The sequence below is a fragment of the Streptomyces nogalater genome, assembly GCF_039532885.1.
Classification (GTDB): Bacteria; Actinomycetota; Actinomycetes; order Streptomycetales; family Streptomycetaceae; genus Streptomyces; species Streptomyces nogalater.
The window spans coordinates 1-13,612 of the sequence record NZ_BAAASM010000031.1 but is presented as its reverse complement, the minus strand read 5'-3'; the positions used below and the strand labels follow the sequence as shown (position 1 = coordinate 13,612).

The 13,612-nt window shown below is 73.0% G+C and carries 11 protein-coding genes; 6 read left to right on the top strand and 5 right to left on the bottom strand.

Annotated features, from left to right (window positions below; genetic code table 11):
- The first annotated feature begins 15 nt into the window (after positions 1–15).
- The gene (locus ABD350_RS20680) at positions 16–1,683 is read left to right on the top strand and encodes a penicillin-binding transpeptidase domain-containing protein (protein WP_344349700.1); all 1,668 of its coding nucleotides are present in this window, start codon (positions 16–18) and stop codon (positions 1,681–1,683) included.
- A gap of 14 nt (positions 1,684–1,697) precedes the next feature.
- Here ABD350_RS20680 and ABD350_RS20675 read toward each other — a convergent pair whose 3' ends face one another.
- Complete coding sequence (locus tag ABD350_RS20675) at positions 1,698–2,036, bottom strand: SsgA family sporulation/cell division regulator (protein ID WP_344349699.1); 339 nt, start codon at positions 2,034–2,036, stop codon at positions 1,698–1,700.
- 148 nt (positions 2,037–2,184) lie between these two features.
- Here ABD350_RS20675 and ABD350_RS20670 point away from each other — a divergent pair, with 148 nt between their 5' ends.
- From ABD350_RS20670 to ABD350_RS20655, 4 genes are all read left to right on the top strand, one after another.
- Positions 2,185–3,240, top strand: a complete 1,056-nt coding sequence (locus ABD350_RS20670) for an energy-coupling factor ABC transporter permease (protein ID WP_344349698.1) — start codon at positions 2,185–2,187, stop codon at positions 3,238–3,240.
- Position 3,241: 1 nt separating this feature from the next.
- Positions 3,242–4,003, top strand: a complete 762-nt coding sequence (gene cbiQ, locus ABD350_RS20665) for a cobalt ECF transporter T component CbiQ (RefSeq protein WP_181796233.1) — start codon at positions 3,242–3,244, stop codon at positions 4,001–4,003.
- Positions 3,991–4,749 (top strand): energy-coupling factor ABC transporter ATP-binding protein, encoded by a 759-nt coding sequence (locus ABD350_RS20660; protein WP_344349697.1) that lies wholly within the window; start codon positions 3,991–3,993, stop codon positions 4,747–4,749. Before cbiQ ends, ABD350_RS20660 begins: the two co-directional genes overlap by 13 nt.
- 121 nt (positions 4,750–4,870) lie before the next feature.
- Positions 4,871–6,040: a serine hydrolase domain-containing protein gene (locus ABD350_RS20655; protein WP_344349696.1), complete on the top strand. Its 1,170-nt coding sequence runs from the start codon at positions 4,871–4,873 to the stop codon at positions 6,038–6,040.
- 34 nt (positions 6,041–6,074) lie between these two features.
- On the opposite strand, the gene ABD350_RS20650 is transcribed toward ABD350_RS20655, so the two are convergent.
- From ABD350_RS20650 to ABD350_RS20635, 4 genes are all read right to left on the bottom strand, one after another.
- Complete coding sequence (locus ABD350_RS20650) at positions 6,075–6,353, bottom strand: DUF1876 domain-containing protein (RefSeq protein WP_344349695.1); 279 nt, start codon at positions 6,351–6,353, stop codon at positions 6,075–6,077.
- A 69-nt stretch (positions 6,354–6,422) separates the two neighbouring features.
- The gene (locus tag ABD350_RS20645) at positions 6,423–6,935 is read right to left on the bottom strand and encodes a YbaK/EbsC family protein (RefSeq protein WP_344349694.1); all 513 of its coding nucleotides are present in this window, start codon (positions 6,933–6,935) and stop codon (positions 6,423–6,425) included.
- A gap of 172 nt (positions 6,936–7,107) precedes the next feature.
- Positions 7,108–9,312: an MMPL family transporter gene (locus tag ABD350_RS20640; protein WP_344349692.1), complete on the bottom strand. Its 2,205-nt coding sequence runs from the start codon at positions 9,310–9,312 to the stop codon at positions 7,108–7,110.
- A 117-nt stretch (positions 9,313–9,429) separates the two neighbouring features.
- Complete coding sequence (locus ABD350_RS20635; RefSeq protein WP_189992135.1) at positions 9,430–10,023, bottom strand: TetR/AcrR family transcriptional regulator; 594 nt, start codon at positions 10,021–10,023, stop codon at positions 9,430–9,432.
- 188 nt (positions 10,024–10,211) lie between these two features.
- Here ABD350_RS20635 and ABD350_RS20630 point away from each other — a divergent pair, with 188 nt between their 5' ends.
- Positions 10,212–13,496: a S41 family peptidase gene (locus tag ABD350_RS20630; protein ID WP_344349691.1), complete on the top strand. Its 3,285-nt coding sequence runs from the start codon at positions 10,212–10,214 to the stop codon at positions 13,494–13,496.
- Positions 13,497–13,612 lie beyond the last annotated feature (116 nt).

Here is a 13,612-nt window from a genome sequence, read left to right as displayed (position 1 = left end):
GGAGGAACTGAGGCTGTGGGCAAGAGAAGGCGCGTCACCGAGCGACGGAAGACCCGTCCCGCCGTGCTCGGCGGGATGCTCGCCGTGGTCGTCGGCGGCGCCGGCGCCGGCCTCTACGCGCTGTACGACGGTGGAGCCGCGGCCGACGAGGGCACCGCCGCCGCGGCCGGCCGCAAGACCGTGAAGACCGGCCCGCTCACCGCCGCCGAGGTCCGCACGGCCACCACCCGCTTCCTCACCGCCTGGCAGCACGGCAAGGCCGCCGAGGCCGCCGCCGCCACCGACGACCCCGCGGCGGCGGCACCGCTGCTCACCGGCTACGCCAAGGAAGCCCACCTGAAGGACGTCACCCTCACCCCCAAGGCGGCCAAGGGCGCCACGGTGCCGTTCGACGTCCGCGCCACCGTGGCCTACCAGGGTGCCGGCAAGCCGCTGGCCTACGGCAGCTCGCTCACCGTCGTCCGCCGCCCGGGTGACGGCGAGCCGCGGGTCGACTGGCACGCGGCCGTCGTGCACCCGGACCTGAGGGACGGCGACCGGCTGGTGACCGGTGCGTCCGGCACCCCGCCGGTCAAGGCGCTGGACCGCGACGGCGGCGAGATCACCGCCGCCCGGTTCCCGTCGCTGGGCACGGTGCTGGACGGGCTGCGGGAGAAGTACGGCAAGACGGCCGGCGGCACGGCGGGGGTCGAGCTGCGCGTGGTGCGCGGCAAGGAGTCCAAGGCCGCCAAGCTGTCCGACAAGACGCTGGTGGAGCTGAGCGAGGGCACGCCGGGCACGGTGCGCACGACGCTCAGCCCGGCGCTCCAGGCGGCGGCCGAGCGGCAGGTGGACAAGCGGGCGAAGGCCTCGGTGGTCGTGCTGCGGCCCTCCACCGGCGAGATCCTCGCGGTCGCCAACAGCGGGCACGGTTTCAACACCGCCTTCCAGGGCTCCCTCGCACCCGGCTCCACGATGAAGGTCATCACGGCGTCGCTGCTCATCGACAAGGGCCTGGCCTCGGCGGACAAGCCGCACCCCTGCCCGAAGACGTTCACCTACGGCGGCTGGAAGTTCCACAACGACGACGACTTCGAGATCAAGGGCGGCACGTTCAAGGCGAGCTTCGCCCGCTCCTGCAACACCGCCTTCATCAGCCAGGCAAAGAAGCTGGACAACGACGATCTGACGAAGCAGGCCCAGCAGGTCTTCGGGCTGTCGATGAACAACTGGGCGATCGGCGTGCCCAGCGTCGACGGATCGGTGCCGGTGCAGTCGGCGGCGCAGATGGCGGCCGCGCTGATCGGGCAGGGCGGGGTGCGGATGAACCCGCTGAACATGGCCTCGGTCGCGGCCACCGTGCGGGCGGGCTCCTTCCACCAGCCGTACCTGGTCGCGCCGTCCGTCGACCACCGGACGCTGGCCACCGCCGCGCGCACCCTGTCCCCGAAGACCCTCTCCCAGCTGCGCGAGCTGATGCGGTACACGGCCGCCTCGGGCACGGCGGCGGAGGCGATGGCGGGGCTCGGACCGGACTACGGCGCGAAGACCGGCTCGGCGGAGGTCGACGGCCAGAAGAAGCCGAACGGCTGGTTCACCGCCTACCGGGGCGACCTCGCCGCCGCGGGCGTGGTCCAGGCGGGCGGTCACGGCGGCGACACGGCCGGCCCCATCGTGGCGTCCCTGCTGAAGCTCGGCGGCTGAAGCGCGGCGGCCGGTCAGCCGCGTACCGGTTCGGCGATGTAGGTGCGGCGCAGGAACCGCAGCAGGGTCTTGGAGTCGAACTGCACGACTTCCACGCCGCGGTCGGTGTGGAACTCGACGACGGCCTGGACGCGCCCGCAGGGCCACACCCGGACCGCGCCGGTCCCGGCCGGCGCGCGCAGCCCCCGTTCGAGCAGCGCGCGGGAGAAGGTCCACTCGTGCGGGCCGGGCAGCCCGATGCGGACGGAGCGGGGATCGCGGTCGGGGTCGTAGCGCAGCACGACGGGTACGGCCCCCGGGTCCTCCTCGTCCGTGACGATATGAGCGCGTGCGTACTGTTCGACCACAGACATCGGACCGCCCTTTCACGCACCGTGACCTATGTGAAAGCTGTTCTTCCGCTTCCATCCAGAGTGGCACAATTTCCGGTTCGCACCCCGGTGGGAGACGAGACTTTGTCTCTCTTGCAAGAGGTTCGCAACAAGGGCCTAAAATCGTCGGGTGCATGTACCTGACGGATTCATAGACGCCCCGACCTCCGCGGTCGCCGGAGTGGTGGCCGCCGGCGCCCTCGCGGTGAGCCTGCGCGGTGCCCGCCGCGAGCTCGACGAGCGCACCGCACCGCTGGCCGGTCTGGTCGCGGCGTTCATCTTCGCCGTGCAGATGCTCAACTTCCCCGTCGCCGCCGGGACCAGCGGACACCTGCTCGGCGGGGCCCTGGCGGCAATACTCGTCGGACCGTACACGGCCGTGCTGTGCGTGTCGGTGGTGCTCCTGATGCAGGGCGTGCTGTTCGCCGACGGCGGGCTGACCGCGCTCGGCGTGAACATCACCGACATGGCGCTCGTCACCACCGTCGTGTCGTACGCCGTCTTCCGCGGTCTGCTCGCCGTGCTGCCCCGCAAGCGGCGCTCGGTGACCGTGGCCTCCTTCGTCGCCGCGCTGCTCTCCGTGCCCGCCGCCGCGGTCGCCTTCACCCTGGTCTACGCGATCGGCGGCACCACGGACGTCTCCATCGGCAAGGTCGCCACCGCGATGATCGGCGTCCATGTGCTCATCGGCATCGGCGAGGCGGTCATCACCGCACTGACGGTCGGCGCCGTCATCGCCGTCCGCCCCGACCTCGTGCACGGCGCGCGCGGCCTGCGTCAGCGGCTCCGGCTGCGGGTCGACGGCGCCCTGGTGGACGCCCCCGCGGCCGAGCCCGCCACCCCGGCGCCCGCGGCCGCGCGCACCTCGCGCCGCACGCTGTGGGTGACCGGCCTGGTCACCTCCCTGGTCCTGGCCGGCTTCGTCAGCTTCTACGCCTCCGCCGACCCCGACGGCCTGGAGAAGGTCGCGCACGACAAGGGGATCGACAAGAAGGAGGAGGAGCACGCCGCGGCCGACTCTCCGCTGGCCGACTACGGCGTGAAGGACATCTCCGACGCCCGGCTGTCCGGCGGTCTCGCGGGCGTCATCGGCGTCGGCGTCACCGTCGTCGCGGGCAGCGCGGTGTTCTGGGCCCTGCGCCGGCGGCGCGGCGACGACGCCTCCCCCGTGAACACGAGCGTCTGACATGGGTGCGGGGCACGCGCACCGGCTGTACCGGCACGGGCACTCGCCCGTGCACGGGCTGCCGCCGCACACCAAGCTCGCCGCCGCGTTCCTGTTCGTGGTGGTCGTGGTGTCGACCCCGCGCGAGGCGATGTGGGCGTTCGCGGTGTACGCCGTGCTGCTCGCGTCCGTCGCGTACCACGCGCGCGTGCCCGCCGGTTTCCTGCTGCGGCGGCTGCTGATCGAGGTGCCGTTCGTGGCGTTCGCGGTGCTCATGCCGTTCGTCGCGGAGGGCGAGCGGGTGCACGTCCTCGGGCTCTCGCTCAGCGTGAACGGGCTGTGGGGCGCCTGGAACGTGCTCGCCAAGGGCACCCTCGGTGTCGCCGCCTCCGTGCTGCTGGCCGCCACCACCGAGCTGCGCGAACTCCTGCTCGGCCTGCAACGGCTGAAGCTGCCGCCGCTGCTCGTGCAGATCGCCTCCTTCATGATCCGCTACGGCGATGTCATCACCGACGAGATGCGCCGGATGCGGATCGCCCGGGAGTCGCGCGGCTTCGAGGCGAAGGGCGTGCGGCACTGGGGCGTGCTCGCCAAGTCCGCCGGCGCGCTCTTCATCCGCTCCTACGAACGCGGGGAGCGGGTGCACCTGGCCATGGTGAGCCGGGGCTACGCCGGGTCGATGCCGGTCATCGACGAGGTGACCGCCTCCGGCGCCCAGTGGCGGCACGCCCTCGCCCTCCCCTGCGCCGCCCTCGTCGTCTGTCTGCTGGGATGGTTCCTGTGACTGCTTCTCTGGAGGTCTCCGGCCTCGCCTTCGCCTACCCGGACGGACACCAGGCGCTGTTCGGCGTGGACCTCACCATCGCGCGCGGCGAACGGGTCGCCCTGCTCGGCCCCAACGGCGCCGGCAAGACCACGCTGGTCCTGCACCTCAACGGCATCCTGAGCGGCGGCACCGGCACGGTGACCGTGGCCGGGCTGCCGGTCGGCAGGCAGCACATGGCCGCGATCCGGCAGAAGGTCGGCATCGTCTTCCAGGACCCGGACGACCAGCTGTTCATGCCGACCGTGCGGGAGGACGTGGCGTTCGGTCCGGCCGCCGCCGGGATCAAGGGGGCCGCGCTGGAGGAGCGGGTGCGCACCGCGCTGGAGCGGGTCGGCATGCTGGACTTCGCCGACCGGCCGCCGCACCATCTGTCCTTCGGGCAGCGCCGCCGGGTCGCGGTGGCCACCGTGCTCGCGATGGAGCCGGAGATCCTGGTCCTGGACGAGCCGTCGTCCAACCTGGACCCGGCCTCCCGCCGCGAGCTGGCCGACATCCTGCGCTCGCTGGACGTGACGGTGCTCATGGTCACGCACGACCTGCCGTACGCCCTGGAGCTGTGCCCGCGCTCCCTGATCCTCAGTGACGGCGTGATCGCGGCGGACGGCCCGACCGGCGAGCTGCTCTCCGACGAGGAGCTGATGCGGGCGCACCGGCTGGAGCTGCCGTTCGGCTTCGACCCGAAGTCCGTGGCCATGGGCGCGTGACGCTCACTTCCCCCGGCAACATCGACATAACGATCCCGCTGGACCGGTCCCACCGAGGAATCGCAGGCGCACCTCCCCTGTTGCACCCACTGTCGCAGGCGATCGGGAAGGGATGGCGGACGTGGACGTGAACGGCACAGTGGCCGAGGGCTTCGAGCCGGTCAGGGAGGCGTTCGCCGAGAACTTCGCACGGCTCGGCGAGCGCGGCGCGGCCGTCGCGGTCTACCGCGACGGACACCGGGTGGTGAACCTGTGGGCCGGCACCCGTGACATCGACGGTGCGGCCGGTGCGGTGCCCTGGGAGCCCGGCACCGCGCAGATCATGCGCTCGGCCACCAAGGGCGTGGCCGCCGCCGCCCTGCTGCTCCTGCACCAGCGCGGCGAGCTGGACCTGGACGCCCCCGTCGGCACGTACTGGCCGGAGTTCAAGGCGGCCGGCAAGGACCAAACACGCGTATGGCACCTGCTCGCGCACCGGGCGGGCGTACCGGTGCTGGACCGCCCGCTGACCCCCGCCGAGGCCGCCGACCCCGACCTCGGTGCCGCGGCCGTGGCCGCCCAGGCGCCGGTGTGGGAGCCGGGCACGGACCACGGCTACCACGCCCAGACCTACAGCTGGCTCACCGGCGAACTGGTGCGCCGGGTCACCGGCCGCCCGGTGGGCGAGTGGACAGCCGAGGAGATCGCCGGGCCCGTCGGCGCCGGCCTGTGGCTCGGGCTGCCGGAGGCGGAGCGGGCCCGGGCGGGCCGGGTCGGCCCGGCACCGACGCCCGAGACGGCGGGCGGGCTGAAGACCCGCCCCAAGCGCGCGGTGGCCGAGGCCTACGCCGACCCGGACTCCCTCACCCGGCGCGCGTTCGCCGCGATCACCCCGCTGCCGGACGAGAACGACCCCGGTTACCGCGCCGCCGCCCTGCCCGCCTCCAACGGCATCGCCACGGCCGACGGGCTGGCCCGCTTCTACGCCGCGCTGATCGGCGAGGTGGACGGCGGCACCCGCCTGTTCACCCCGGACACCATGGAGCTGGCCCGCACCGAGCGGTCCGCCGGACCGGACCGGGTGCTGGTGGTGGGCACCCGCTTCGGCCTCGGCTACATGCTGCACGGCGCCGCGTCCCCGCTGCTCTCCCCCGGCTCCTTCGGCCACCCCGGCCGCGGCGGGGCCCTCGGCTTCGCCGACCCGGAGTCCGGCATCGCCTTCGGCTATGTCACCAACGGCTTCCGCGCGAGCGTGACGGCGGACCCGAGGGCGCAGGCGCTGGTACGGGCCGTCCGTACGGCGCTCGCCTGATCCGCGACCGCGCCCGGCGCACGCCGGGCGGGGGTCATACGTGGATCGGGTGGGACGTCCGCCCGGACGCCGAGTCGATCTCCTCGTGCGCCTTGCTCAGCAGCTGCATGGCCAGGTCGTTCAGGGCGCGGGCACCGGCGATCTCCTCACCGACCCGGGGCTGGTTGGGGTCGACCTGGTGCCTGCTGGCCCGGCCGTGCGCCCGTACCTCGCTGCCGTCGGGCAGGCGCACCAGGGCCGCCGCGCGTGTGTGCTGGTCGTCCTCCTCCTTGAACTCCAGCTCGACGTGCCATCCGACAGGGGTGTGCGTCATCACGACCACCTCCGAGAATCGCTGCTTCCAGGGTGCGCCCTGCCACCCCGGCCCGTCATGTCGGCGCCGTCAGGCGGTGTGTTCGCGCACGTCCGCGACGGTGGCGCCCGCGTGCAGCACGAGGTCCTTCGGCGCCACGGGGAACACCGTGTACGGCGTCCCGGCCGCCGCCCACACCAGGTCGTGCTCCAGCAGCCCGCGGTCGGCGAGCACCCGGGTGCGGGTACGGTGCCCGAAGGGCGGCACACCGCCGATGGCGTACCCGGTGGTCTCCCGCACCACCCGGGCGTCGGCCCGGGTGACCTTCCCGGCGTCCAGTTCCCGCCGTACCCGTTCCACATCCACCCGCGAGGCGCCGTCCATCAGCACCAGCACCGGCACCCCGTCGGCGGCGAACACCAGGGACTTGCAGATCTGGCTCAGCCCGCACCCGATCGCGGCGGCGGCCTCGGCCGCGGTCCGGGTGGCCTCCGGGAAGCGGCGGGTGCGCGCGAGGACGTCGTCCAGCCCGAGCGCCCGCAGCGCTTCGGCGAACCGGGGGTGGGCTCCGTGGTCTTCGGCGTCGGCGTCTGTCGTCGTCATGCGCGGCACGCTACGGCACACCCGGCCGCCGCTCACGGGGATTTCGGCCCCGGGAACCGGAGGTGCCCCCGGCTCCTCGTCGTGATCGTCCGGCTGTACGACGAAGCCGGTGAGGGTGCGTCCCCGTCCCCACGGGCACCCTCACCGGCCGGTCAGCGCCGGAAGCGGTACGTCAGACGCGTACCAGTTCCTTCTCCTCCTCCGGGTCGGCGTGGGTGCGCAGGCCCTCGCCCTCGACGTCCACGTTGGGCAGCGCGCGGTCCAGCCACTTCGGCAGCCACCAGGCCCGCTTGCCGAGCAGGGCGAGGACGGCCGGGACGATGGCCATGCGGACGAGGAACGCGTCGAAGAAGACGGCGATCGCGAGGCCGAAGCCGATCATCTTGACCATCGACTCGCTGGAGCCGATGAAGCCCGAGAAGACGGCGATCATGATGACGGCGGCGGCGGTCACGACCCGGGCGCCGTGCCGGAACCCGGTCACCACGGCCTGGCCGGGCGTCTCGCCGTGGACGTACGCCTCCCGCATCCGGGTCACGAGGAACACCTCGTAGTCCATCGCCAGGCCGAAGACGACGCCCACCATGAAGATCGGCATCATCGACATGACCGGGCCGGTCTGCTCGACGCCCATCAGGCCGGACAGCCAGCCCCACTGGAAGACCGCGACGACGGCGCCGAGCGCGGCGAGCACCGACAGCAGGAAGCCGAGGGCCGCCTTCAGCGGGACCAGCACCGAGCGGAACACCACGATCAGCAGCAGGAACGCGAGGCCCACCACCAGGGCCAGGTAGGGCAGCAGCGCGTCGTTCAGCTTCTGCGAGACGTCGATGTTCATCGCCGTGGAGCCGGTGACCAGCACCGTGGCGCCGGTGTCCCGGGTGATCTCCGCGCCCTTGTCGCGGATGGCGTGCACCAGGTCCTCGGTGGTGACGGAGGACGGCTTGGAGTTCGGCACCACGGTGATCGTCGCGGTGTCGCCGGCCTTGTTGGGCGCGGCCGGGGCGACCGTGACGACGTCCTTCAGGCCCTTGATCTCGGCGCCGACCTTGGCGAACGCCTCCTTGGGCCGGGCGCTGTCCTTGGCGTCGACCACGACCATCAGCGGGCCGTTGAAGCCGGGACCGAAGCCCTCGGAGAGCAGGTCGTAGGCGCGGCGCTGGGTGGTGGAGACGGGCTGGGAGCCGTCGTCGGGCAGGCCCAGCTCCAGGGAGGCGACCGGGAGCGCCGCCGCGCCGAGGCCGAGGACGCCGAGCAGCAGCACGGCGACCGGGCGGCGCACGACGAACCGGGCCCAGCGGGTGCCCAGGTTGGGGCGGGCCGGGTTCCTGGGCGTCCGGCCGCCGCCGAGCAGCCTGCTCTTCTCGCCGGCCGGCTTGATCCGGCGGCCGGCGTAGCCGAGCAGCGCCGGGATCATCGTCAGGGCGATCAGGACGGCGATGGCGACCGTGCCGGCCGCCGCGATGCCCATCTTCGTCAGCATCGGGATGTTGACGACGGACAGGCCGACCAGGGCGATGACGACGGTCAGGCCGGCGAAGACCACCGCGGAGCCCGCCGTGCCGACGGCGCGGCCGGCGGCCTCCTCGCGCTCGCGGCCCTCGGCGAGTTCGGCGCGGTAGCGGGAGACGATGAACAGGGCGTAGTCGATGCCGACGGCGAGGCCGATCATCGTGGCCAGGGTGGAGGTGGTGGAGCCCAGGTCCAGCGCGGAGGCCAGCGCGGTGATCGAGGCGACGCCGATGCCGACGCCGATGATCGCGGTCAGCAGCGGCAGCCCGGCGGCGAGCAGCGAGCCGAAGGTGATGACGAGGACGACGGCGGCGATCGCGATGCCGATGATCTCGCCGGAGCCGGTCTCCGGCGTCGCGTTCAGCGCGTCACCGCCGATCTCGACGGTCAACCCGGCGTCCCGCGCGTGCTGCGCGGCCTCCTTGAGGTCGTCCCGGGTGGTGTCCGCCAGCTCCATGCCGGAGACCTTGTACTTCACCGAGGCGTACGCGACGGCGCCGTTCTTGCTGACGGCGTGCCCGGTGTAGGGGTCGGCGACGGAGGCGACCTCGGGGCCGGCGCCGAGTTCCTCGACGGTCTTCTCGACGGCCGCCTTGTTGCCGGCGTCCGTCATCTTCCCGCCGCTTTGGGCCTTGAAGACGACCCGGGCGGTGGCGCCGTCGGCGCTCATCCCGGGGAAGCGCTGTTCCAGCAGGTCGAAGGCCTTCTGGGCCTCGGTGCCGGGGATGGAGAAGGAGGTGTTGCCGGGGGTCGGCGCGGACGCGGCGCCCACCCCGGCGAGGGTGAGCAGCGCGACCCATATCAGGGCGGCGAAGTGCCGTCGCCGGAAGGCGAGGCGGCCGAGTTTATAGAGGAACGTTGCCACTTGGGGCGTTCTCCCGGTCAGGTCGTGGGTTCGGCTGGGCAGGGGTGATCAGCCCGACGACGTGAGCGGTGACGTCAGGTGGTGGGCTTGCTGGGGAGGTGGGGTGTTGCGTCGGTTTCAGACGCCGAGGGCGGGGAGGACCACGGCGTCGATGTACGAAAGGAGGAAGTCCTGCGTCGGCGGCTGTTCGTCGATCAGGGTGCGGGCGGCGAACGCGCCGATCATCATGTGGAGCACGAACCCGGTCGCGGGGTTGTCCGCGCGGACCTCGCCCCGCTCCACCGCCCGCTGGAGCATCCGGCGCAGTTCGGCCAGCTCCGGCTCGATCAAGTGTTCCCGGAAGGCCTGGAGCAGGTCCGGGTTGCCGTGCACCGCCATGGCCAGGCCCCGCATCAGCGCGGAGTTCTGCTCCATCTCGCAGTCGTCGGCGTGCAGGATGAGGGCGTGCAGGTCGCCCTTCAGCGACCCGGTGTCGACCGCCGCGGCCCGGCCCGGCTTGTGATGCCGGACGGCCTTCGCCACCAGCTCGGCCTTGCCGCCCCACTGGCGGTAGAGCGTGGCCTTGCTGGAGCGGGTGCGGGCGGCCACGGCGTCCATGGTGAGGGCGTCGTAGCCGACCTCCCGGAGCAGGTCGAGCACGGCCTCGTACAGCTCGGCCTCGCGCTCGGGCGTGATCCGACTGCGGCGCGTCGTCGCGACGCCTTCGGTCATGCCACTCACCTCCGCTCCGGGTCTTCCGCCTTCGTATCACCGAAGATACCCCGGAGCCTCAGCGAAACGAAACGGTTTCGTACGTGTGCTGGGTCACGAACGTGAAGAGCCCGTAAGGAAGACGCCTCCGACACGGGCGCCCCGGCCACGAGTTGCCGGTGCCCGGTGCCCGGAAAAGCATGGGGAGGGTGAGCTATCTGCGCTTCCCCCACCTCAGCGGCGACCTGCTGTGCTTCGTGGCCGAGGACGACCTCTGGCTGACCCGCCTGGGCGCCCCGGACCGCGCCTGGCGGCTCACCGCGGACCGCACCAAGGCCGGCCATCCCCGCTTCTCCCCCGACGGCCGCCACATCGCCTACACCTCCTGGCGCAGCCTCGTCCCCGAGATCCACCTCGTCGACGTGGCCGGCGGCGGGCCCGCGCGCCGGCTGACGTACTGGGGCAGCGTCGACACCCGGGTGTGCGGCTGGACCCCGGACGGCGACATCCTGGCCGTCGCCTCCCACGGCCAGCCCTTCTCCCACTTCACCTGGGCCTACAAGGTGCCGCCCGACGGCGACCCGGGCGGCCGGCTGCCCTGGGGACCGGTCTCCGACATCCAGGTCACCGGTCTCGGCGGCGAACGCCGGACCCTGCTGCTCACCGGCACCCCGCCGCACGAGCCGGCCTCCTGGAAGCGCTACCGCGGCGGCGCCACCGGCCGCCTGTGGCTGCACGGACAGCGGCTGCTGCCGGACCTCGACGGCCATCTGGCCTGCCCGATGTTCGTCGCCGGCCGGATCGCCTTCCTCTCCGACCACGAGGGCGTCGGCAACCTCTACTCCTGCGCCCCCGACGGCACCGGCCTGCGCCGCCACACCGACCACGACGCCTTCTACGCCCGGCACGCCGCGAGCGACGGCAGCCGGGTGGTGTACCAGTGCGCGGGCGACCTGTGGCTGGTGGACGACCTCTCCCCCGGCGCCGGACCGCGCCGGCTCGACGTCCACCTCGCCGGCCCGCGCACCGGCCGCCGCCCCTACCAGGTGCCGGCCGCCCTGCACATCGACGGCATCTCCGTGGACGAGACCGGCCGGGCCAGCGCGGTCGTCGTCCGCGGCAGCCTGTACTGGCTCACCCACCGCGACGGCCCGGCCCGCACCCTCACCGAGACGCCCGGCGTACGGGTACGGCTGCCGGAGATGCTCGGCTCCACCGGGCAGGTCGCCTACATCACCGACGCCGAGGGCGCGGACGCCGTGGAGATCGCCCAGCTCCCCCGCGCCAGCGGCGGCCGCGTCCCCCGCCGGCTCGCCTCAGGCACCCTGGGCCGCGTCCTGGAACTGGCCTGCGACCCGCTGGGCGAACGGCTGGCGATCGCCTCGCACGACGGACGGCTGCTGCTCGTCGACGTACCCGACGGCACCGAGGAGACGGCCACGACGGACACGGGCGCGGTCACGACGGACACGGGCGCGGTCACCGAGCTGATCCGCTCCGCCAACGGGCCCGTCCGCGACCTCGCCTTCTCCCCGGACGGCGCCTGGCTCGCCTGGTCGCACCCCGGCATCGGCCGCTCCCTGAGACAGATCAAGCTGGCCCGCATCAAGGACCGGCTGACCGTGGACGTCACCAACGGCCGCTTCGAGGACGAGAACCCGGTCTTCACCCGCGACGGCCGCTACCTCGCCTTCCTCTCCTGGCGCGGCTTCGACCCGGTCTACGACGTGCACACCGGCGACCTGTCCTTCCCGCTCGGCTGCCGCCCCTACCTCGTCCCGCTGTCCTCGGCGACCCCCTCCCCCTTCGCGCTCAACCCGGAGGGCCGGCCGGCCGCCGGCGGGCTGGACCCGCTGGAGGACGAGGAGACCGGCGAGGCCGGCACGGTCACGGTCGAGGTGGAGGGGCTGGCGAACCGGGTCACCCCGTTCCCGGTGATCGCCTCCAAGTACTCCGGGCTGGCCCCGGTCGCGGGCGGCGGACTGGTCTGGCTGCGCTGGCCGATCTCCGGCGCGCTCGGCGAGACCTTCGTCAACCCGGCCGACGTCAGCGGACGCCCGACCCTGGAGTACTTCAGCCTCACCAAGGCGAAGAAGTCCGAACTGGTCGACCACCTGGACTGGTTCTCGGTGAGCGGCGACGGCACCCGGCTGGTCGTGGTGGACGAGGGCGACCTGCGGGCGGTGCCGTCGACCGAGGTGGGCGACGGCGACACGACCGTGTGGATCGACGTGCGCCGCATCCTGCACGAGGTGGACCCGCCCGCCGAGTGGCGCCAGGCGTACGACGAGGCGGGCCGGCTGATCCGCGCCTACTTCTGGGACCCGGGCATGTGCGGCATCGACTGGGACGCCGTCCTCGACCAGTACCGTCCGCTGGTCGAACGCGTCGCCTCCCCCGACGAGTTCGCCGATCTGCTGCGGGAGGTCCTGGGCGAGCTCGGCACCTCCCACGCCTATGTCACCGCCGCCCGCCGCAACGAGGGCCCGGCCCACTACCAGCGCCGGCAGGGCCTCCTCGGCGCCAACTTCGTGCGCCGCGACGGGCGTTGGCTGGTGCGGCGGATTCTGCCCGGCGACTCCTCCGACTCCCGGGCCCGCTCCCCGCTGGCCGGCACGGGCATCCGCGAGGGCGCCGTCCTCACCCATGTCGACGGCCGCCCGGTGGACCCGGTGACCGGCCCCTACCCGCTGCTCGCCGGTTCCGGCGGGACGACCGTGGAGCTGACGTTCACCCCGCCAAACGGGGAGCCCGGCGGGCCCCGGCGGGTCGCCGTCGTCCCGCTCGTCGACGAACAGCCGCTGCGCTACCAGGACTGGGTGGCCAAACGCCGTCAGGTGGTGCGGGAGTTGAGCGACGGCAGCTGCGGCTATCTGCACATCCCCGACATGGGCGGCTCCGGCTGGGCCCAGTTCAACCGCGACCTGCGCATGGAGATGTCCCGGCCGGCGCTGATCGTGGACGTGCGCGGCAACGCGGGCGGGCACATCAGCGAACTCGTGGTGGAGAAGCTGACCCGTACGGTCCTCGGCTGGGACCTGACCCGGGACGCGCAACCGGTGTCGTACGCCTCCAACGCCCCGCGCGGGCCGGTGGTGGCCCTGGCCGACGAGGCGACCTCCTCGGACGGCGACATGATCACGGCCGCCTTCAAGCTGCTGGGACTGGGACCGGTCGTCGGCCAGCGGACCTGGGGCGGGGTCGTCGGCATGACCGGGCGGCACCGCCTCGGCGACGGCACCGTCATCACCGTCCCGATGAACGCGGCCTGGTTCGACGCCTACGGCTGGTCCGTGGAGAACCACGGCGTCGCCCCCGACGTGGAGGTCCTGCGCACCCCCGTCGACTGGGCCGAAGGCCGCTACCCGGTGCTGGGCGAGGCCGTCCGGCTGGCCCTGGAACTGCTTCGGGCCCACCCGGCGGCGGTCCCCCCGGACCACACCGGCGTGCCCGACCGGTCCCGCCCGAAGCTGCCTCCGCGGACGGCCGGCTGAACAGGGGCGCGGGGTGCCCACCGGGAAGGGGCACCCCGCGTCATCGGGCCGGACTAGGCCGTTTCCTTCGGATCACCTCGCCGACCAGATGAAGATGGCGGCGAGGTGGAGTCCGG

Excerpts from the sequence above, each read along its gene's own strand:
- ABD350_RS20675 (WP_344349699.1), bottom strand. The coding sequence starts at position 2,036 with ATGTCTGTGGTCGAACAGTACGCACGCGCTCATATCGTCACGGACGAG.
- cbiQ (WP_181796233.1), top strand. The coding sequence starts at position 3,242 with ATGGGTGCGGGGCACGCGCACCGGCTGTACCGGCACGGGCACTCGCCC.
- ABD350_RS20660 (WP_344349697.1), top strand. The coding sequence starts at position 3,991 with ATGGTTCCTGTGACTGCTTCTCTGGAGGTCTCCGGCCTCGCCTTCGCC.
- ABD350_RS20650 (WP_344349695.1), bottom strand. The coding sequence starts at position 6,353 with ATGACGCACACCCCTGTCGGATGGCACGTCGAGCTGGAGTTCAAGGAG.
- ABD350_RS20645 (WP_344349694.1), bottom strand. The coding sequence starts at position 6,935 with ATGACGACGACAGACGCCGACGCCGAAGACCACGGAGCCCACCCCCGG.
- ABD350_RS20635 (WP_189992135.1), bottom strand. The coding sequence starts at position 10,023 with ATGACCGAAGGCGTCGCGACGACGCGCCGCAGTCGGATCACGCCCGAG.